The organism is Paenibacillus sp. y28 (assembly GCF_037137075.1).
GTDB lineage: Bacteria > Bacillota > Bacilli > Paenibacillales > NBRC-103111 > JBBBNV01.
The window spans coordinates 226808-247046 of record NZ_JBBBNV010000002.1 but is presented as its reverse complement, the minus strand read 5'-3'; the positions used below and the strand labels follow the sequence as shown (position 1 = coordinate 247046).

The window sequence follows — 20239 nt, the reverse complement described above, 5'->3', positions numbered from 1 at the left end:
AACGCCCTCTCCAGTTAACAGGTTATACTCATACCTTCTAATCACCCGCATCCGCTTACGTTTGTATTAATTTAATGTATCTTTTACCCCGGCCATTGTTCTGCTCTGTGTTCGTATCCTCTTGTCCATCGTGCTCCTCAGCAGCTTGCTGCTCTTCTATTATGGTGATTCCATCAAAATAGGCGTTTTCCTTATACCACTCTATTAATTGCTCTAAATCTACATTCCCAACCAACTGTTCTTCTCCGTGATATGAAACTAACGTCAAGGCGAACGCCGGAATGGCGGTATCTGCAGGGATATACAGTACAAACGATTTGTTCTTGTAGTGATTTTGCAAATAAGACTCGAGTTCCCTCTCTAAAAACATAAAGCTATAAAAAATACGCTCTGTCGTTATACGGCCGCGTTTAAGCAATCGGTTAAACCCGGTTATGTACTGATAATTATAGCGGTATTCGTCGCTTACTAAAGCGGGATCGTTAGAAAATAGAAAACGAGGCTGCCCGGCTATGGAACAGATTTGTTCATATGCTTTCGCAGCATGCTGCTTTATGTATTCGATGATCTTCATTCCTTTATTTTCAAATATTGATTCAGTGAATCAATCTCATTTGTCACGAGTTTGACGTTTTTTCTTGAAAACTTATCTTTTCTGGAATTGTGTACCAACAGGTCTTCGACATCTAAGGCTATGAAGCAGCAGAGCCAATGTCTACTAGGCTTCTCTATGTATTTTGAAGGTTCTTCCAGTCGATTGCAATCAAAAGCTTGCCGCCGGTGCGGCAGTAGGTGCAGCAGCTCATCCCGCATTCTGCGCGAGGCTGTCGCTCACTTTCCGGGAGTGAAATACAAAAAGACAGCCCTTCCAGCAGGCTGTCCCCAGTTACAATCAGATTGCTTTATTTACGAACCCATCACTAGCTATGCCTCAACTATGTCTTCGGCACGCCGGATAAACGGTCCTTCCTTATTCATCATGTAAAATAACAGCGTACACCTTACCCGGACCGTGGATACCGATCGTCAGGTCGTTCTCGATGTCCGCGCTCCGGCTCGGGCCGGTGATCAGGTTAATCGAGGACGGCACATCGGTGACATGAGGGTAACGGCGGCGCAGCGCCTCCAGTGCCTCTCCCATGCGGAAGACAAGCTGCTCCTTGTCAAATACGGCCACCAGAATGCTGGTCAGCAGGCTGACCGAGCGGCCGCGGCCGCCGTATGCGGGCAGCACGAGCGTGCTGGTCCCGGCTACGGCATAATCCGGCCATACAAGCCCGAGCTGGCAGCGCTCGGTTTCACGGAGCAGCTTGCTGCGCTTGGCCCAGTTCGGTCCTGACCCGGTTTCCCCGGCGCTGCCGGACAAGGGCTCGGCGAGGTCCTCTTGACCTGCCTGCTCTGCCCCGGCCGGGGCTTCGTCCTCATCCTCACGCCAGGGAACAACCTTGATGCCTGCGGCTTGCAGCGTATCATCCAGCCCCAGCTCAAGCAGACGCTCATGCTCCCAACGGCTAATTTGCGTCACGCCAAGCTCCGCCGAAATTTCCTTTATATAAGCCCCGATCGCTTCACGCGCCTCGGAACGCTTCACCAGCAGCACCTTGCCGGTGAGCGCCGTCCAGTTGCGGACGAACAGCTCCACCAGCTCATCGGGGTTGTAGGACATCGCTTTGTAATGCTCCGGCACGCCGCGCAGCGGATGCGCCGGTGCCTCGCGTAGCGGCTCTTTGCGGCCAAGGCGGGAAGCAATGTTCTGGATGAAAGCATCCCGGCCGCGCATCGTCGTCGATTTTGTCATGAATGCCCGCCTCCTTTGGCTGATGATCCGTTCTTGCCGTCCTTAGGGCCGGCAACCGGCTCTGCCGGCGGTGTTTGTGCAAGCTCACGCTGCAGGGCCGTCCACCGGTCCCGGAACGACTGCTTCGGCATCATCGGCAAGAAACGGGACTGTGTCCAGCCCGCAGCCGGTCCCGGCGCCTTGCGGATAATTCCTCCGCGTGCCAGCGGCTTCATGCCGAAATAGGCTGCGCTCATCGCCATTTTGTACAGCCGCACATTGCCGAAGGTCGTCTGGAACGCCTTGAAGGCCAGACGCTCCGCAAGCGGCGTCAGCTTCAGCTTCACCTTCCGGTGGCGCAGGTGGACGAGCATGTCGTGCAGCGGGATTTTGACCGGGCATGCCTCATAGCAGGCCCCGCACAGGCTCGACGCATAGGCGAGCTGGCCGGCTTCCTTCATATCCTGCTTCAATAGCGGCGTCAGCACCGCTCCAATCGGACCACTGTATACGTCGCCGTAGGTGTGGCCGCCGACCTGGCGGTATACCGGGCAAACGTTCAGACAGGCCGCGCAGCGGATACAATTGAGCACTTCCTGGAAGATCGGGTCCCCCAGCTGTGCCGATCGGCCGTTATCCAGAATAATAACGTGCAGCTCCTCAGGACCGTCCATGTCACCCTGATGGCGCGGACCGGTAATGAAGGACGTGTAGGTGGTCAGCTTTTGCCCCGTAGCACTGCGGGCCAGCATGTTCAGCATCACTTCCACATCGTCGAAGGTCGGAACCAGGCGTTCCATCCCCATGACAACAACGTGTGTTTTGGGAATGCTGGAAACCATCCGGCCATTGCCTTCATTGGATACAAGCGTTATAGACCCGGTCTCGGCCACACCGAAGTTACAGCCGGTCAAGCCGATATCCGCTTCGAGAAAGTAATTGCGAAGCTTCTGTCTGGCGTAAGCAGCCAAAATTTTCGTCTCCGGCTCAAAGGGCCGCCCCGCGTCCTCTTCGAACAGGTTCGCGATTTGCTGCTTGTTCTTGTGAATCGCCGGGATAATCAAGTGCGAAGGCGTTTCCTTCGCCAGCTGCAAAATGTACTCCCCCAGGTCGGTTTCAATCGCCTCGATGCCGTGATCCTCCAGATGATGGTTCAGATGCATCTCCTCGGACACCATCGATTTGCCCTTCGCAACCAGCTTCGCCTGCTTGGCTCTTGCAATCTCCATAAACGTCTGAACCGCTTCATCCCCATTGGAGCAAAAATAAACGTGTCCGCCCCCGGCGTGGACATTCTCGGCAAACTGGTTCAGGTAGTAGTCCAGATGCGCAATCGTGTGCGAGCGGATCGCGCTGGCGCGCTCACGCCAAATTTCCCAGCTGCCCATTTCATCAATGGCGCCAAGCCGCCCGTTCTTCAGTTTATCTGTAGTGAAGGCGACCGCTTTACGCAGAAAATGATCGGCAAGCGCCTTCTCCGTCCGTTTTTTCAAGCCGGTTCCGATCAGAGCCATTTCCTCCTGCTCGGCTGTTTTATACTGAACGCTCACGGGCCTTCACTCCTTCCTCCAGCAGCTGAGCCAGATGCATCACGCGCACCGGCTTGCCTTCCTTATTCAACCGGCCGCCGATATTCATCAGGCAGCCCAAATCCGTGCCGACGAGAATTTCCGCGCCCGTTTCGCATACATGGGACGCCTTCTCGCAGACCATCGCCTCGGACATATCCGACATCTTGACGGCGAACGTGCCGCCGAAGCCGCAGCAGTCTTCTTTTTTAGGCAAACTGACGAAATCAATGCCCTTCACAGAAGTGAGCAGCTGCATCGGCTCCTCCTTCACCCCGAGCAGCCGCGTAGCATGGCACGACGGATGATAGGTTACTTTGGCTCCGAATTCAGCGCCGAGATCGGTAATGCCCAGTACCTGCACCAGAAACTGGGAGAACTCATACGTCCGCTCTACAATCCGCTCGGCCTTAGCCTTCCATTCCGGCTCATTTTCGAACAAATAAGGGTAAAAGTGATGCACCATGCCTGTACAGGAGCCGGACGGGGACACCACATAATCGCTGTGCTCAAACGCCCGGATCAGATTCCGCGCCACCTCGCGGGCCTCATCCTGATATCCGCTGTTAAAAGCCGGCTGGCCGCAGCACGTCTGCAGCTCCGGGAAATCCACTTCACAGCCGTAACGGTGCAGAAGCCGCACAACACTTTCCGCAACCTCGGGATACATCTGATCGGCAATACAGGTAACAAAGAGCGAAACTCGCATCGCTAGCCCTCTTTTCCACAAGTCGTGATTAAAACGCTTTCCTACTTATCAGGTTATCAGATCACTGTCGAAAAAGGAAGAGGGAAATTAACAAATATCACACCTTGCCTGTAATCGGAGTGAATTGGTTATCCCCTCACGGCTCCATTTGAAGCCCGTTGCACAAAACAGGCCGCAGCAATCCGCAGATGTAGTCTTGCGGTTCACAGCGGCCCGGTCATTAGCTTCATTGGCTCCGGCTGCTATTTCAAAAACTGTATTAACACACGTTCCACATGGAACAGATGCAGCTGCATCGCCTCTTGCGCGGCTGCGGAATCTCGAGCCAGAACCGCATGGTATACAGCCTCATGCTCCCGCCACAGCTGCTCGGATACCGATTTGCTGGCGTACATTTCCAGACGGCGGGTTTCGTGAATCGCCGCCTCCATCTGGCCGGAGATCGTCTCCAGCAGCCGGACCATGATGGAGTTGCGGGTCGCCTTGGCCAGCGCCAGATGGAACTGCATATCTGCCTGTTCCCCGACCGACTCGTCGCCCAGGTGCTGCTCCATAAGCGTCAGCAGGGCTTTCATCTCCCGCAGATTGTCCTCCGTGCGCTTCTGAGCGGCGATTCCGGCGTTGGACACCTCCAGCGCCTTGCGCGCCTCAATCAATTCCAGCACCGTATCCTTGCTGAGCAGCAGTGTATCGATTTGGGGCATCACCAGCGAGCTGGAATCCAGCTCCCGCACAAAGCTTCCCTCGCCGTGATGAATTTCCACCAGACCCATGGCCTTCAGAGCGCTCAGCGCCTCACGGACCGTAGATCGGCCGACCTGATACACCTCGGACAGCTCACGAGCGGACGGAAGCTTTTGTCCGGGCTGCAGACGGCCTTCTGTAATTTGCTGTCTAATCCGTTCAGCAACCTGCTCATATATTTTTCGGGAAGTAATATGGGTGGTTTCCATTAATTTGTTCCTCTTTTCGCCGGACCCAGGTATTTGTTTTCAAGCCGCTGGCTGAACCAGTTCGCCAGGAACATCGTCACTGCGATGTCATCCACCGGCAGGTATGGCAGAACGTCCGGCAGCACCCAATACAGCATGACCGGCACGACAAACAGCAGCTTCTCCCAAAATGGCACATTCGATGAACCAAGAAGCTTAAACACTCGTATAAAAACATGCCGCCAGTGGCGAAGCGATAACAAACGCCGCAGTCTCATTTTCCGTCCCCCTTGACACCTGTAGCAATTGTTCCTGCACCAGCCTTGGTTGGCACGCGTGCAAGTGCCGATTGCAGCTTGCGGCTCTCTTCCGGCATACAGCTAGGAAAGAGAGCTGGCGTGAAATTCCGAATGGAAGCATTGTCCATACGCCCCGAGGCGAATCAGATCACAATTTCCCATTCGGCGTTTTTCTTATTTTACCCCAAAATTTGCTTTCAAAAAAGGGCTGCCGGTAAGCAGCGGCGGAAATAAGATTGAATGTGGCGCTAATCCTATCCGGTTTGATAAAAAAAGACGCAAGGCTATGCCTTGAGTCCTTCGAGGAGAATTCCGATTACATCATCGTACATGCCGTTAAACTGGCTGACCGGCAGCGGATTAATGCCTAATCCCGCTTCCACGGTGAAGCCGGGGCGGCGGAGCTCCTGAATAAACCAGTCCTTGTATCCGGCATCGCTGCCCGTCAGCTTCACAGCCCGATACCCGCTGACAGCAGCGAAGCGGTCGGCAATCCCTTTCGATTCGGGCGGCTCCAAATCCCGATAATTCCAATAAATTTCCTGCCCCTGGGTATGGAACGCGATAACGAGCCGAAAGGAATGCTGATTCGTAAAATTCGCCATGGCCTGTGACTCCGGCTCTGACAGCGGAAACGGCCCTACATAATCCCGGGGACCCGGCCCCTCCACCGCCCGCCGATCCCGTTCAATTTCCCAATGGGCCGGAAACTGGTCGTTTAAGTCGACACCGCGGATGTTGGCCTTCCAGCGGCGGAAATCCGCCGAGCCGTTATTCCATTCCAGCAGCTGGCTGTAGTATGGATTGCCAGGCTGCGCCCCTTCCTGCACAAGCTCCACGCCGTCCGGATTTACCATCGGCACCACCCACAGGGAGGCTTCCGCATACAGCTGGGCCATGTCCCGGCCGCGCAGCCTCGTCTGATTCTGGTAGCTGTCCGCATACTCTTCAATAAATCGCATCAGCAGCGGCGTTGTAATCCATTCATTGGCGTGGAACGCGCCGTTATAATGCACCTGCTTCTCCCCGTTTCCGATGCGGATGACCGGAATCGGCTTGCCGAGCACACTTTGGCCGATCATGCCGGCCTGCAGGAACGGGTACTTTTGCAGCAGCAGTCGAATATCCTCATTCATCTCCGCATAGCCATATTCATTGCCGATGTCGACAATACGCTCCCCGCGGGCAGGCGGCAACACAATTGTCTGTCCGATACGCAGCCGGACGGGATCGATTCCCGGGTTAGCAGCCTGCAGAGCGGCAAGAGAAATCGTAAACCGCCTGGCGATGTCATACAGCGTATCCCCGGCCTGAATGACATAAGTGCTTCCATGCGAAGCCGGAACGGTAAGGACTTGGCCCGGCTGTAAATACACATTCTCCTGAAGCGACGGATTTGCCGCCAAAATCGACGGAACGTTCAGGCCATACCGCCGCGCAATCCGGTATAAGGTGTCCCCGGGCTGGACTACATAGGAAAATGCCATCGTCCTCCCCCTCCTCGAAAAATCACACCTTTTAAGCCATATGCCGGATTGCCGGGACACATGCCGAATTTGCGTAGACGGAGGCGAAATAGAAACGAAAGGAGGAAACGATAGAGCCGCCCCCTGTACCCGCTGTATGTTCAAAATAAAATCGGACACAGAATACGCCAAACGGATAAAAACTAAAACAGCCCCCGCGGAACGCTTCGTTCCGCAAAGGGCTGCTATCTGAATTGGATTCCTGCGAAAAACCGGCTGTCTCCTGTAAGTATCGGTCTCTATCTGCGATTCCACTCCATACCGACTTCTCCGGCAGCCTCTAGCACCGGCCTTCCGTCAGGGCTGTCCATTACAGCTGCTCGATTTTAATCATATTGGTCGCACCGGCTTGCCCCATCGGGATGCCCGCGCATACGACAACGAGGTCCCCGTCGCCAACGAGTCCGCTGTTGCGGCCATTCATGATCGCCGATTCAACAACATCGTCAATTAACGGCGCATTGTCGCCCAGCACAGGGATAACGCCCCACAGCATAGACAAGCGGCCCAGTGTTTTCGGGTGCTTCGTAATCGCCACAATCGGCGCTTTCGGGCGGTACTTCGCCACCATCCGTGCGGTAAAGCCGGTTTCCGTCGGTGTAATAATCGCTTTGGCATCCAAATCCAGCGATGCGCCTACGGCCGCTTGGCTGATGACCTCTGTGATGTTGGTGGAATGCTGCGCGCGCTTACGGGCAAGCAGCTCCGTATGATTCAGCGTCGACTCGGTTTTCTCCGCAATCGTCGCCATCATCGCCACGGATTGTACCGGATATTTCCCTGCAGCCGTTTCACCGGACAGCATGATGCAATCGGAGCCGTCGAGCACGGCATTGGCAACGTCGCTTGCTTCCGCACGGCTTGGACGCGGGTTGTACTGCATGGAATCGAGCATGTGAGTAGCCGTAATAACCGGCTTGCCTGCCAGATTACATTTTTTGATCATTTCTTTTTGCACAATCGGCACGTCCTCAGCCGGAATCTCTACGCCAAGGTCGCCGCGCGCTACCATCAGGCCGTCCGACGCTTCCAGAATTTCGTCCAGGTTGTCGACGCCTTCCATATTCTCGATTTTGGATACGATTTGAACATGGTCCGCTCCAAGCTCTTCCAGCAAACGGCGGACCTCCAGCACGTCCGCAGCCTTGCGCACGAAGGAAGCGGCGATAATGTCTACGCCCTGCTCCACACCGAATTTGATGTGCATTACGTCACGTTCCGTCACGCCCGGCAGCGAGGTTTTTACGCCCGGCAGGTTGACGCCCTTGCGGGGTTTAATGATACCGCCGTTCAGGATGCGGCACACCATTTCCGTATTCTCGATGTTTTCCACTTCCAGCTCAATCAAGCCGTCATCAAGCAGGATGCGGGAGCCGATCTGTACATCCTCGGTCAGCTTCGGATACGACACGGAGATGCGCTCGCCCGTCCCGTCCACCTGCTCTGTGGTCAGGGTCAAAATCCCGCCGGTCTTCAGCTCGTAGGAAGCTTCCTTCAGCAGGCCGATACGAATTTCCGGTCCTTTAATATCCATCAAAATCGAGACAGGCGTTCCTGTTTCCGCTACCGCCTGGCGGACGTTGCGAATGCGGCCGGCATGCTGATCCAAATCGCCATGCGCCATGTTCATCCGCGCCACACTCATGCCGGCATGAATCAAATCCTTCAGAATCGGTACAGAGTCACAGGCCGGGCCCATGGTGCAAATAATTTTTGTCTTTCTCATCAGTTGGTGTTCCTCCTGGTTGTCCGGAATGGTTACTTATATGCTCTATTTTAACGAGGATTGTCGAATTGTGCTATGAATTATAGTACGATATATGTATAATAGTCCTATTAATTTTTGTGGAGTGTGAACCAACATGCTGGAAGTACTGTCCGTCCGTCATGATAAAGAGATTAATTGGCATAACGAGGCCAACCCCGCACAGCCGGTCTGGTCGTTCGTTCTCGTCAGCTACGGCCAATGTGTATACTGGATAAACGGGGAGAAAATTTTGCTCGAAAAAGGGGACACGCTGCTTCTTTCAGACAAGCTGCATTTTTACGGTAAAAGCGTACCCGGCCAGCTTCATGAGAAAATCGTCGTCACCTTCAGGCTCACCGGCGCGGATGCATCCGGCGCAGCTGCTGAATCCGGAGTCGTTTCCTCTAATTCGCGCATCGGGCAGCCTAATGGCGAAGCTGCGTCGCCCTGCACCGATCCGCGCCTGTCCCCGTCTGAAATCGCCGCTTCCAGCGCTTCCGGCGCTGCCCGAGGACATGACAAGCCTGCCGCTGACGCGTCCGGGCTTTCGGTGTTCCTGCTGCCGATTTTGGCCACCCAAAGCTACACCACATTCAAAACCGGCAAATATGAGCTGCTTCACTACCGCCTTCGTCTCATACATCAGGAATGGCAGGAAGGACTCCCGTACAAGGAAGCCATGTGCGCGGCTCTGCTGCTGGAGACATTGACGCACTGGAACCGCGAGCTGGATGCCGGACGATTGCAGGGAACCAAGCAGCGGATGATAGAGCTGATGAAAAGCCATATTCAGACTCACATCCGGGAAAAAATTACGAAGGATACCCTGGCCGCCGTCATCGGCAAAAGCCCCGGCTACACAGCTGCGCTGTTCAAGGCTTCCACCGGGCAGACGATCAGCACCTATGTCCATGCCCAGCGGATGAAGACCGCCGTCTATTTGCTGAGCCATTCTTTGCTGACCGTTGCCGATATTGCCGAACAGCTCGGCTACTGTGATCCGTCTTATTTTCACAAGCAGTTTAAGGCTATTGTCGGCCGGACCCCCTCCGAAATCGTCAAGGAGCCGGTCAGGTAAGCCCGCTGCTCCCGGCAGATGCGCAAATATGACCGACCGGGCCCAGCGTCATATGGGCAAAACACCGCGAAGGGGCGATTACAGGCAGCGCGTGGTTACCGGTGATATCGATTATTCTGGTATTCCCCGGACTGCAGACGCCCGTCACTGAAATACCTCCTTGATCGTGCAGTTGCCAGCACCAATGTCCCCTATCGATCATAACGGTCAACAGGCCGCAATAAAAAACCCCGTCTCCCGCTTCAACGGACCTTCGGCAGGCCGCGATAGAAGCTGAAAAACGGGGCTATGGCAACGATGTGCTGCGACCTCGGCCGCGGTTTAGAAATAATGCGGGACTTGCCACACAACAGGAGAAACATTAATTTGCTCATCCAGCCACAGCTGGGCGATTCGCTTGAACATTTGCGGCTCGCCGCTGCAAAAAAACTGATGAATCGGAATTTCATTCGCCTGCGCCAGTTGATTGTGGAAATTCAGAATGGCGCTGATGTCCCGCGCTGTTTCGTCGGCTGAGCTGATGATGGTCACATCCGGTCCCATCACCTCGCTGATTAACGGGGCGAGGAACGGATAGTGGGTGCAGCCCAGAATCAGACAGTCAAGTCCCCGGCCCATAAGCGGCTCCAAGGATTCCTGGACAATTCGTCCCGTTTCGTCGCCATCGAACTGGCCCCGCTCCACCAGCGGCACCAGCAGCGGACAGGCTTGACTGTGTACCTGGACGGTCGGCGAGATTTCAGCCAGGGCTTTTTGGTAGGCCTCGCTTTTGATCGTGCCTTCCGTACCAATAACGCCAACGACCTGATGCCGTGTCTCCTTAATCGCCGCACGCGCCCCGGGATGAATCACGCCGATGACGGGAATATTGACGCGCGCGCGTATATCGTTCAGTGCTACCGCTGTCGCCGTATTGCAGGCAATAACAAGCATCTTCGGGTCAAATTGAATTAAATAATCCACGATTTGCCGGGTAAACAGCTGCACTTCGTCATAAGGCCTTGGGCCATATGGCGTACGGGCCGTATCCCCGAAATAAATGATTTTCTCCTGCGGAAGCTGGCGCATAACCTCCTTGACCACCGTCAAGCCGCCTACCCCTGAATCCAGGATCGCTATCGCTTGCTGCACGTGCTCTACGCTTCTTTCTATGTTGGAATGGGAGAAACACAGCTACCATGTTAGCATATGTCCGGCTGTATGAAAACGTACCCCCGCCTATTTCTCCGTGTTCGACTTCAGATCGCTGACAAGCCCAAATTCATAGCCGGCCTTCTTCACCTCGCGAACAATCCGGTCCAGCGCCTCGATATTTTCCTTGGACCCCTCATGCATCAAAATCACGTTGCCGTCATGGAGGCCGTTCATAATATCGTTGTACGGGTCCTCTGCGCCATTCTTGCGCGGCTCCCAGTCTCGCATGGCGGTCGACCAGAATACCGACGTATAGCCCATATCCGATACGAGACCGAGCTGATGCGGCGTATATTTCCCGTACGGGAAACGGAAATATTTGACGACATCCTGACCGGTAATGTCCTTAAACAGCGCTTCGAAATCCGTAATTTCTTTCTTTATTTTCTCATCCGACATTTGGGTAAAATCACCGTGCGTCATCGTATGATTCGCCACAAGATGCCCGTCCGCCACCAGCTGGCGAATGTAATCGGGATTGGCCTTCATGTTGTAGCCAGCAATGAAGAAATTCGCTTTGACCCCATTATCCTTGAGCGCTTCAAGCAGCGTCGCTGTATCGCCCAAGTCGCCTCCGGCATCGATGGTCAAATACACCTTCTTGCCTTCCCCCACCCAAATGGCTTTGTAGCGCTCCGGGAACGACTTGGTTTCATTCGGGAATGTAGGCACGATGCCCTTCCCTTTCTTCACGTAGTACCAGGATAATGCCTTGTTCTCCGGTAAAGCGGATGCCGTTTGCGGCTGCTTCGTCGCGGCCGGCGTTGCCGCCGGTGTCGGCGATGGGGGAGGCACCGGTGTCGATGAAGGCGACGGTGCTGGCGTAGGAGAAGCTGTTGCTGCCGGCGTGCTTTGCGCTGTTGCCGTCGGCTGCGGCGTCGGGCCCGGACTCGGAGCGGCCCCTTCGGAAGCCCCCTGCAGCGGCTTGTCAGGCGGTGATCCGGTTGCAGCCGAGCAGCCGGCAGCGAGCATCATTGCCAGCGTAAGAGAAACCAGCGTTGCTGTTGATTTGTTCATCCTGTTCACCTCTGCATCATTAATTCGACGCGCTCCGGCGAATTCCTTGCCGTCCAGCGACAAATCAGGCGTTTATCAGCCGGTTATCACCCTTGTCGAAAAGTGAACGTATTGCGAACAATTCTCAAAGTCGATCCTTGTCCGGGGGTTTTCGTATATAATGGGTGTGATCAAACAGATTGACATTGGGGGAGGAACTTCGTATATGCTTAAAGGTTCATTGGGAAGCTTTCGCGCCATCGCCTTGCTGGAAGGAATTTCATTTCTAGTGCTGCTTTTTATCGCGATGCCGCTGAAATACTGGGCTGATTGGCCGTACGCGGTGAAGTACGTCGGTATGGCTCACGGGGTGCTGTTTGTATTATATCTGGCAGCCCTGCTCGTGGTGAGCGTAGCCCACCGCTGGCACATTTTCAGAATTACGGGCGCTTTTATCGCTTCCTTCCTGCCCTTCGGAACCTTCGTCTTCGATGCCCGTCTGCGCAAAAGCAGCTAGTTGAACCGGCAGCCCGACAGCTTCCGCGAAGCCAGGCGCTTCTGCTGCTTAGAGGAGTAAAGCCGGAGTAAGCACCGGCCTCGGTATCATCTATGTGTATTAAACACAAAACGTCCCCATGCCCGAATCGGACAAGGAGACGTTTTTAGTTTTCCCGTGGCATCCCGGCGCTTGGGAATACGAAACCGGTTCAGCCGGTTTGTTCTTGCAGCGCCTGCGTGTACGCGGCCTTATGCTGCGCAGGCATCGTATAGGCGGATTACATCAGTAAGCGGTATTCCCGGACTGGCTTGTTTTGCCGGAAGCAAAGCCCTTGAACAGCGTTGGCACATTGTGATAACGGGTGTTCGTAATTTTGCCCTGGCTGGTGCTGCTGTCCGTCCGGAAAATGGAGTCCTTCACATCCGAGATATCCGAATTGTCGAGTGTCATATTGACCGTGTAGCTTGTTCCGCCGTTTTGGCGAACCAGCTTGCCGATATCGTTGGCTTTGAAGTTTTTGATGTTGATGGTGCCAGCGGCATTCATTTGGAACACCTTATCGTATGCTTTGTATGCTCCGCCGCCGGTAATATTAACCGTACCTGCGGATTTGAGGGTCAGCGCATCCTCGCCCACATCCTGCCAAGTGACATTAGAAATCGTGCAGTTTCCGTAACAGTGTACGCCGTCGGCCGCAGGAGCCCCCAGAATAACGTTCTTCAGCGTTGCGCCCGCCTCCAGCTTGAACACCGGCTTCTGATTCTCGGCCTGGCTGCCGTCGCCAAGCGTGCTCGGGTTAGCGACAAAGGTAGCGCCTTTTCCGTCATATGTCTCCCCGGCCTTGACGACAATGGTCGAATTTACTGTGGTGGCAGCATGTACGGGAAGCACGGCAAACGTTGTCAAAACCAAGCCTGTGGATAAAACAAAACCCAACATTTTTTTCATTTTCACGATTCATCCATCCTTTTCAAATGAAATTTGTTTTGGCTGCGGACTGCAAACGAATAAAGCTGCTGAATCCCCCCCCCTTTCGCTGCCGCTTATTTTGCGCCTGCTTCGGCGGCTTGCGCCGGACGTTTGCAGCCTGCGGGGCCAAGCGTACTCCCCGCTTCGCTTCTTGCGGTGGATACAACCGGCGAATTTCGTCTTTCGGCTGTACCTGAAACTAATGTACCCGACCCGGGGTGTGACCGAAATAATCATTTCGTCACATCGACCGCAGGCGGTCATGAAGATGAAGAAATGATTACTTTCATTGGTAATTTGAAGTTATATCCAATTCTTCAATATACATGACAATTGATTTGGCAACGCAACTCGGCCCCGGCCCAGTGTTTCACTGCAGAACGGCGTTCGGTCGATTGCATAATCTTATAAGATCCCCGCTGCAAAGTGCATTCGACCAGGCAAACAGAACCACATAAAAGTCCCTTTTCTCGATAATCCATTTCTTGAAAGTCCGGACCGCTAAGAAGCTGCATAAGAACGGCCTTGTCCCCGCGGGATCGCAGCAGCCGTCTGCTTCTATGCGAAAAAAAGGAGCCCCTCCTTCATTGCGAAGGAAGTGGCTCCTACTCTTTGCTCGCCTTGTTCGGCAGAACGCACTTAATTTATCAACTGCTCCACCTGCAAAAAGCGTTTCAGCATCACTGCCGCCTCAGCGCGGGTTGCATTCGCTCCCGGCACAAAGGTAGTATCCGTTACACCATTAATAATTCCGGCTGCCGCCGCCTGAGCAGCAGCATCCTTGGACCACGTGCGCAGCAGGTGACTGTCGCTGAACTTATCCAGCTGCTTCGCATCGATTGGCACGGTTTTGCCGGCAAATTTCATTGCACGCACTGTCATCACCGCAATTTGCTCTCTTGTAATGCTCTCATTCGGCTGGAACGTTCCGTCTTCAAAGCCGTCTACAAGCCCAGCCTTGACCGCTGTTCCGACAGCGCCAGCAAACCAATCCTGAGAAGCAACGTCAGAGAACCGGGACGAAGCTTCTTCATTCAAGCCCAGGCCTCTGACTAGCAGCGCTGCGAATTCCGCGCGTGTAATTCGGGCATCCGGGGCAAAGCTGCCGTCAGTAACCCCTTGAACGACCAGCTTGGAAGCGAGCAGCTCGACATCCTTTTGAGCCCAGTGGCTTTGTAGATCCTCAAACGTTCTGGAAGAACGAATAATGGCATAGGTACTGTTACCCGGACGCTTGATTGTCGCCTCCGTCTTACCGTTCACATTGGCGAAAACAGCAGGTACGAAGGTCAATTCTCCTGTAACCGGATGGTACCATACCGCCGTCAGCCGGTCATAGTCCGCCGTCTCGTTCACAAGTATCGTCCGTGCCACATAGGTCGTACCGAAATCGCGAACCGGAACGGCAGCCCCTCCGCTCTCCGCTGTAACGGTGAAATCAACCGGTGCAGAAAGCAGCGTTCCTCCGGCTGCCTGCGCCTTCTCTGCGATGGCATCGCGGATTGAACCGGATACCTGCTCGAAGGTCACGGTAATCGTCATATTGGCGATATCCGCCCCAAGCTGTCCGCTCAGTGCCGGAATATCCAGTACATGAAGCGGCAATTGATACGACGCTCCGCTGCTTACGATGGACAGTACGGTCCCTGAAACAGCTGCGGTTCCATCCACCATTGCCTGGGCCGGAAGCTCTACCTTCGTCACAGCTTCACTGCCGCTGACTTCGACCGTAATGTGGCGTCCGCTTCCCTGATGATTTTGAATGGCGTCAAATGCCTTTTTCAGCGAATCTGCGGTCACAATGACTTTAACACCTGTTTTGCCATCCAGGGTTTCTTTAACTTCATTGCCGGAAATGATCGCCCCTTCATTGGACGTATCTACCGATTGGCCGCTGTCCGGAGCAGACGTTCCTCCGCCGCCGCTGCTTCCGCTGCTGCCAGAGGAGCTTTCTCTCGCTTTTGTCACGGCTGTAGCTGCTGTAGAGTACTCGCTTTCCCCGTGCTCATTCACTGCCGTAACCACATAATAATACCTTGCGCTGTTACCCAAACCGATGTCGTTGTAAGCACCTGCCGCAATTTGGCTTGCGATTTCTGTATACGGGCCGCTTTCGGCTTCACTGCGGTAGACATTATAGCTGTCCGCATCCGCTGAAGCCGTCCATGTCAGACTGATTGCATTTTTCCCGCCTGCAGCCGTTACAGCGGCCGGGGCGGCCGGGGCTTCTTCCGTCGGCTCAACACCGCCTTGCGGAGCAATATATTTCAGGAAGCTCCCCCAGATAATATTGCCCTCTGCATCACGCGAATACGGGATGACCGGAGTCAGGCTTTCAAAGTTAGCGTCTGTCAGTTGAACACCGGACTTGTTGACGGATGCCGTCCCGTTAAACATAAAGTTGTTGTCGGATTTCAGTGCCGCCGGGTACGAATCTGCCGCCGTATAGTCCTTTTGGTACGAAACAAAGCCGTCAATCGTGAAATCGGTCGGAATCGCACCGTAGGTGGTGAAGCTGATATTCCCTCGCTCATTGTTGAAGCCGATATTATCCTGGGCAATCACGCCCGGATTGCTGTTGCTTGTGAAGCCATAAGCGCCGTTGCCGAACGCCACGCTATTGCGAATGATGTGGGGCACATGAATTCCCTCACCGCCGAGCTTAAAGCCGTTTTTATCCCCGGCGCCTACCGTGCCGTTCGTCAGGAAGCCGTTGTTATACGCGATGCTGTCCTCAATCAGGACTGCGCCGATTGCGCCTGTTCCTGCTTTGGTGTACAAATCCCAGCCATCGTCAATGTTATTGTGAGAGATGGTGCCCCGGAAAATGTTGCCCACCCCAACCGTGAGCTTCGCGGCAAAGCCGTCGGCATTATTATCGGACGGGTCGCGGTTGTCAAAGGAATCGCTGTTCAAAATCAGGTTATAGGACGGCCAAAGCGCTTTGTCAGAGGCATCATCCGTACGGCTGATTTGGAGACCCGTATCCCCGTTCTCATAAAATCTGCTCAATTCCACAATGTTATAATTTCCGCCGACTGTAAAGCCCTTCGTATTGGCTGCGGAACGGGCAAAGTCGATCCCCTTCACATGCCAGTAATTCCCGCTTAATACAACGCCTTCGGATTTCTTGTTGAAATCAATGACGGGTCTTGTGCCTGGAGCGGCTACAAGATATTTTTTAGCCTCAGCGGTACCGTCGTTGTACTTTTTAATATCCAGCTTGGCGCTGCGCAGATATGTGCCGGCCTGAACAATAATTTTTTGCCCCGGCTGAACAAAAGCAATCGCTGTGTCCAAATCAAGCGGTGATGCCGAAGTGCCCGCACCGGCGCTTGTTCCGGTCGGAGCGACATAAATATCCCCGCCTGCGGCATAAGATTTCATCTCAACCGTAAAGTTCTGCACCTGTTTGTCGTAGGAGGACAAATACTGTGTATCGTCGGGCAGGAACGTTGCGCTGAAATTGGTTTTGCCTGTATTCAGCACAGCCGGAACCGAAGTTATTTTGCCTGCTTCCACGATCTGATCCTGCGCAATGACATTCAGTCCCTGCTTCACTGTAACAATGCCGTTGACATTGGATTTCACCATAAAAGAATAATCAGAACTGGAAGTCTGGTCCAGGGATACAATGCTGAAGGTCGGCGTAACCGGCTGCTTCGGCGCTTCCACCTTTGGCGCATCGCTTTGCGCCGCTGTAACCTTCAAGCTGATGTTGCTTACTTCCATTGTTGCCAGACGCGCAGTATAGAAACCGACATACATCTTCGAGTCCTGAACGCTCAACATGTCCGGCACATAAAAAATCTCTTCACTGCCGTTGTTCAGCTTCCCGGTAAAGCCGCTGTTCGTTTTGGACAAGGTCAGCTTGTAATCCGCCGCCGGATACGTATTGGAAGTGACCGGCTTCGCGGAGCTCAGCATGGTTTTCTGAATGCCTTTGCTGCCTGCGCCATCCGAAGATTCTACACCTGTCCGTACAAAAAATTGGGTTCCGTTCGTATTCTTCGTTCCGCCGCTGAAGCCGCCGATGGCGGCAATGTTCGAAGCAAATACACTGGAATCGCCCGCGGTGCCAATCACATCCCGCGCCATAATTCCGAACGACTCCTGCCCGTCATGCGGATCCTTTGCATAAGCCACGACTTTGATATCGGCCGACAGCTCGAAGTTGTCCTGGGCTGCGTCAAGCTCCGTGTAGTAGAACGTAATCCCGTCGTGATCCTCCGTTATTTTACCGCCGCCTTCCAGAGCGACGAGCCGGATATCATTACCGATTTTTTCCACATAGTTTTTATCCGTCGTTGTGGATTGTCCGAACCGGATCGTTTTCCACTCGTGCTGAACCGCTTCTCTCACGGTAACAGTCAGCGAAATCGGCGCCAGCTGCGCATTCGCCGGCGCAATTGGCAGCACATAGGTTCCTGCCTGGCTGCTGTCATAGGAGGACGAATCCAGCGTATACTCGCCGGCCGCCAGCGTTTCCGTATCTCCGTTGTCAAACACCTTGACGACCACAAGACCGGACGCGTTAAACGCATCCCCGACGTTATACGTCGTTTGCGGATAATCCTTGACCTCCATACCGGTCAATTCTTTTTCTTTCACCTGCAGCTGGAGAACCGCCTGCTCTGCTTTGTGCGTAATCGTAACCTGCTTGCTGCCAGCCGCCGTTGTATCCAGCGGGGAAACCGTGTACTCGTTCTTCATCAGCCGTACTGCCGAGTTGTCGCTATATTTCGCATAGACGACCATGCCGTCAAGGTCGATAGCTTCTCCAAGGAAATACAATGTTTTTTGCGGCTGCTGCCGGATTTCCAAGCCGGTCAAGGTAACATTCTTCACCTCTACATCAAAAGATGTGAACATGCCCGGCGTTTCCGTGGAATGGACATATACCGTTTGTGTTCCCGGCGTATGAAATACGTACGTATCATCAGTTACTGTCGCCCCCGGAATGGAGAACTCGTATTTGTCACCGGTCAGCTCCTCCGTGATGTAGCCGTCATTGTACTCGCCAATCACGCTGAAGCCTTCCGGATCAAAAGCATCGCCCGGATAATAGGCTGTTTTTGCCGGGTAATAATGAATTTGCATGTCCGTCACAGTTAGCGGAATGATCTCCACATTCGAGATGGTCTCTGCCGCGCCGTTAAAATGAATCGTCAGCGGCTTCACACCCACGGAGCTGCTGTCAAAGCCCGTCGCAATATACTCGACGTGAGACAATGCCTCTTTGCTTCCGTCCCCGTATACAGCTTCAACCTTCAAGCCTGACAGGTCGAGCGGCTGTCCCGGGAAATATTTCGTTTTCATGGCCGAAGCATCCACCAACAAATGATCCGGCGTTCTCGAATCCGCCACAACGCTGAAATCGCTAAATGTCACCTCAGCATCCCGCGCAACATAGAAGCCCGCATAATCCGTGCCGGAGAGCAGGTTGTCTAGCACGAATTCTTTACTTACTCCGTTCACAGTAACGACGTAAGCACTGCCTGACTTTTTAATTTTAAAATCGTAGGTTTCGTCTGGAGCCGGAGCATTGACGCCAGCTAAATCAAACAAGGTATAATCGGACCCGCTCTGCTTATAGAATGCTCGGGTCAGATTCGGGCTGCCTCCAAAACCACCAACTGCCACATAACTGGAAGTATGTGTGCTTGAACCCGTTCCAATGAAATCTTTGAGCATTAAACCAAATGATTTCTGATTAGGATTATCAGGACTGCTGCTATTTGCATTGAAACTAGAAATTTTTGCCGTAGTCTTTATCTCTACATTTGCATCTGCAGGAATTTCTTTATAATAAAAAGCCATTCCTTCATTATTTTTTGCCAGCTTGCCATTTTTGGCCAAAAGGGTAACTGAACCGTCTTCATTCATTGTCGGCTCAGGCGTGTTCGATGCACTCGTATTGCTGCCAAATGCCGCGAACGTCCAAGCGCCCAGCGGAGTTTGGTCATCCACGTGAAGCTTCACATTGCTGAAAGTCACCTTCGTGTTCCGAGCCGTGTACAAGCCCAGATACCCGATATCGACCGGCAAATCCTCAATGACCTGCATCTCGTCACCGATGCTGAGCACGTAGCTGCTTCCAACCCGCTTCAGCTTCAAGTCATATGTATTACCTGCGGCCGGCTTGGCTTGATCAAATTCGTAGCCTGCCTTCACTTGCGTGTTATTTTCGCTGTAAAAGCCCTTCATTGACTGCTCCAATGCTCCCACAGCCACATAGTTGCTGAAGTAAGTCGCGTAAACCACATCGGTCACGCCGAAGTTGGTATTCTCCGCAACCTTGCTGCGGGCCATAACGCCAAAGGACACCTGATTGTTCGCTGTCCAGCTGTCCACCTTTGCCGTCGCGGACAGTTCAAAATTTACACCGTCCGGGACTTCTTGATAATAATAAGCAATCCCTTCCGTCGTACCGGCGATTTTCCCCCGGTCGCTTCCGCTTCGCAGCGTAACCGTGCCATCCCCATTTTCTTTAATGGTAAAATTGGACGCCGTGATTTTATCCTGTCCGCCAACATCTCCAAAGACGCTGCCTTTCCACTCGCTGTTGTCCGGAATGGCAATCATGTCGTCGGCTGCAAAAGCAGGCACCGGCAGCATGGAACAGAGCAGAACCAAGCTCATCATGAATGCCATCCATCGTTTTTGTTTTTTAAACAATACGTTCTCCCTCCATTGAAACAGTGTAGTTCCGGCAAAACTCCCGGAAGCTGATCTGGATTCATCCTTTGGGTGCTTCACAGAAGAAAAGGAACCTCATCCCGAAGGCTGAGGCAAATCGGAAATGAACCATGCATCGACAACAAAATGAAACGCTTACACGATTCGTCTAAAAATATATTCTTCTGCACACGAGGCTGTAATCTGAGATTTTGTCCCGAGGTCTACCGAAAAATCTACCCCCATCGTACTTTACTTCCTTATAAC

14 protein-coding genes are annotated in these 20239 nt (G+C 53.6%); 2 read left to right on the top strand and 12 right to left on the bottom strand.

Features of this window, described 5'->3' with window-relative positions; genetic code table 11:
• Window positions 1-55: 55 nt before the first annotated feature.
• The 8 genes from WBG83_RS04255 to pyk form a co-directional block, all read right to left on the bottom strand.
• The gene (locus WBG83_RS04255; RefSeq protein WP_336742979.1) at window positions 56-574 is read right to left on the bottom strand and encodes a hypothetical protein; all 519 of its coding nucleotides are present in this window, start codon (window positions 572-574) and stop codon (window positions 56-58) included.
• Between the two features lie 396 nt (window positions 575-970).
• Window positions 971-1798, bottom strand: a complete 828-nt coding sequence (locus WBG83_RS04250) for a LutC/YkgG family protein (protein ID WP_336742977.1) — start codon at window positions 1796-1798, stop codon at window positions 971-973.
• Window positions 1795-3291, bottom strand: a complete 1497-nt coding sequence (locus WBG83_RS04245) for a LutB/LldF family L-lactate oxidation iron-sulfur protein (protein WP_336743118.1) — start codon at window positions 3289-3291, stop codon at window positions 1795-1797. Before WBG83_RS04245 ends, WBG83_RS04250 begins: the two co-directional genes overlap by 4 nt.
• Before the next feature lie 19 nt (window positions 3292-3310).
• Window positions 3311-4054, bottom strand: coding sequence for a (Fe-S)-binding protein (locus WBG83_RS04240; RefSeq protein ID WP_336742975.1), 744 nt, complete (start codon window positions 4052-4054; stop codon window positions 3311-3313).
• Window positions 4055-4296: 242 nt separating this feature from the next.
• Window positions 4297-5007: a FadR/GntR family transcriptional regulator gene (locus tag WBG83_RS04235; protein ID WP_336742973.1), complete on the bottom strand. Its 711-nt coding sequence runs from the start codon at window positions 5005-5007 to the stop codon at window positions 4297-4299.
• Complete coding sequence (locus WBG83_RS04230) at window positions 5007-5264, bottom strand: hypothetical protein (RefSeq protein WP_336742971.1); 258 nt, start codon at window positions 5262-5264, stop codon at window positions 5007-5009. Before WBG83_RS04230 ends, WBG83_RS04235 begins: the two co-directional genes overlap by 1 nt.
• A gap of 305 nt (window positions 5265-5569) precedes the next feature.
• Window positions 5570-6772 carry a M14 family zinc carboxypeptidase gene (locus tag WBG83_RS04225; RefSeq protein WP_336742969.1) on the bottom strand — a complete coding sequence of 401 codons (1203 nt, stop codon included), beginning with the start codon at window positions 6770-6772 and terminating at the stop codon, window positions 5570-5572.
• Window positions 6773-7121: 349 nt separating this feature from the next.
• Window positions 7122-8537, bottom strand: a complete 1416-nt coding sequence (pyk, locus tag WBG83_RS04220) for a pyruvate kinase (protein WP_336742967.1) — start codon at window positions 8535-8537, stop codon at window positions 7122-7124.
• Between the two features lie 136 nt (window positions 8538-8673).
• Between pyk and WBG83_RS04215 the strand changes: the two genes are divergently transcribed.
• On the top strand, window positions 8674-9636 hold the full coding sequence (locus WBG83_RS04215; protein ID WP_336742965.1) for a helix-turn-helix domain-containing protein: 963 nt from the start codon (window positions 8674-8676) through the stop codon (window positions 9634-9636).
• A gap of 321 nt (window positions 9637-9957) precedes the next feature.
• Here the strand turns inward: WBG83_RS04215 and racE are convergent, their stop codons facing one another.
• A complete protein-coding gene (racE, locus tag WBG83_RS04210) occupies window positions 9958-10767 on the bottom strand; it encodes a glutamate racemase (RefSeq protein ID WP_336742963.1) in 810 nt (269 codons plus the stop codon).
• An 87-nt stretch (window positions 10768-10854) separates the two neighbouring features.
• Complete coding sequence (locus tag WBG83_RS04205; protein WP_336742961.1) at window positions 10855-11847, bottom strand: polysaccharide deacetylase family protein; 993 nt, start codon at window positions 11845-11847, stop codon at window positions 10855-10857.
• 205 nt (window positions 11848-12052) lie between these two features.
• On the opposite strand from WBG83_RS04205, the gene WBG83_RS04200 reads away from it, so the two are divergent.
• Window positions 12053-12343: a DUF3817 domain-containing protein gene (locus WBG83_RS04200; protein ID WP_336742959.1), complete on the top strand. Its 291-nt coding sequence runs from the start codon at window positions 12053-12055 to the stop codon at window positions 12341-12343.
• Between the two features lie 264 nt (window positions 12344-12607).
• On the opposite strand, the gene WBG83_RS04195 is transcribed toward WBG83_RS04200, so the two are convergent.
• A complete protein-coding gene (locus WBG83_RS04195; protein ID WP_442955787.1) occupies window positions 12608-13273 on the bottom strand; it encodes a pectate lyase in 666 nt (221 codons plus the stop codon).
• Window positions 13274-13933: 660 nt separating this feature from the next.
• Entirely contained in the window at window positions 13934-19972 is a 6039-nt protein-coding gene (locus WBG83_RS04190) for a bacterial Ig-like domain-containing protein (protein ID WP_336742957.1), read from the bottom strand.
• Between the last annotated feature and the right edge of the window lie 267 nt (window positions 19973-20239).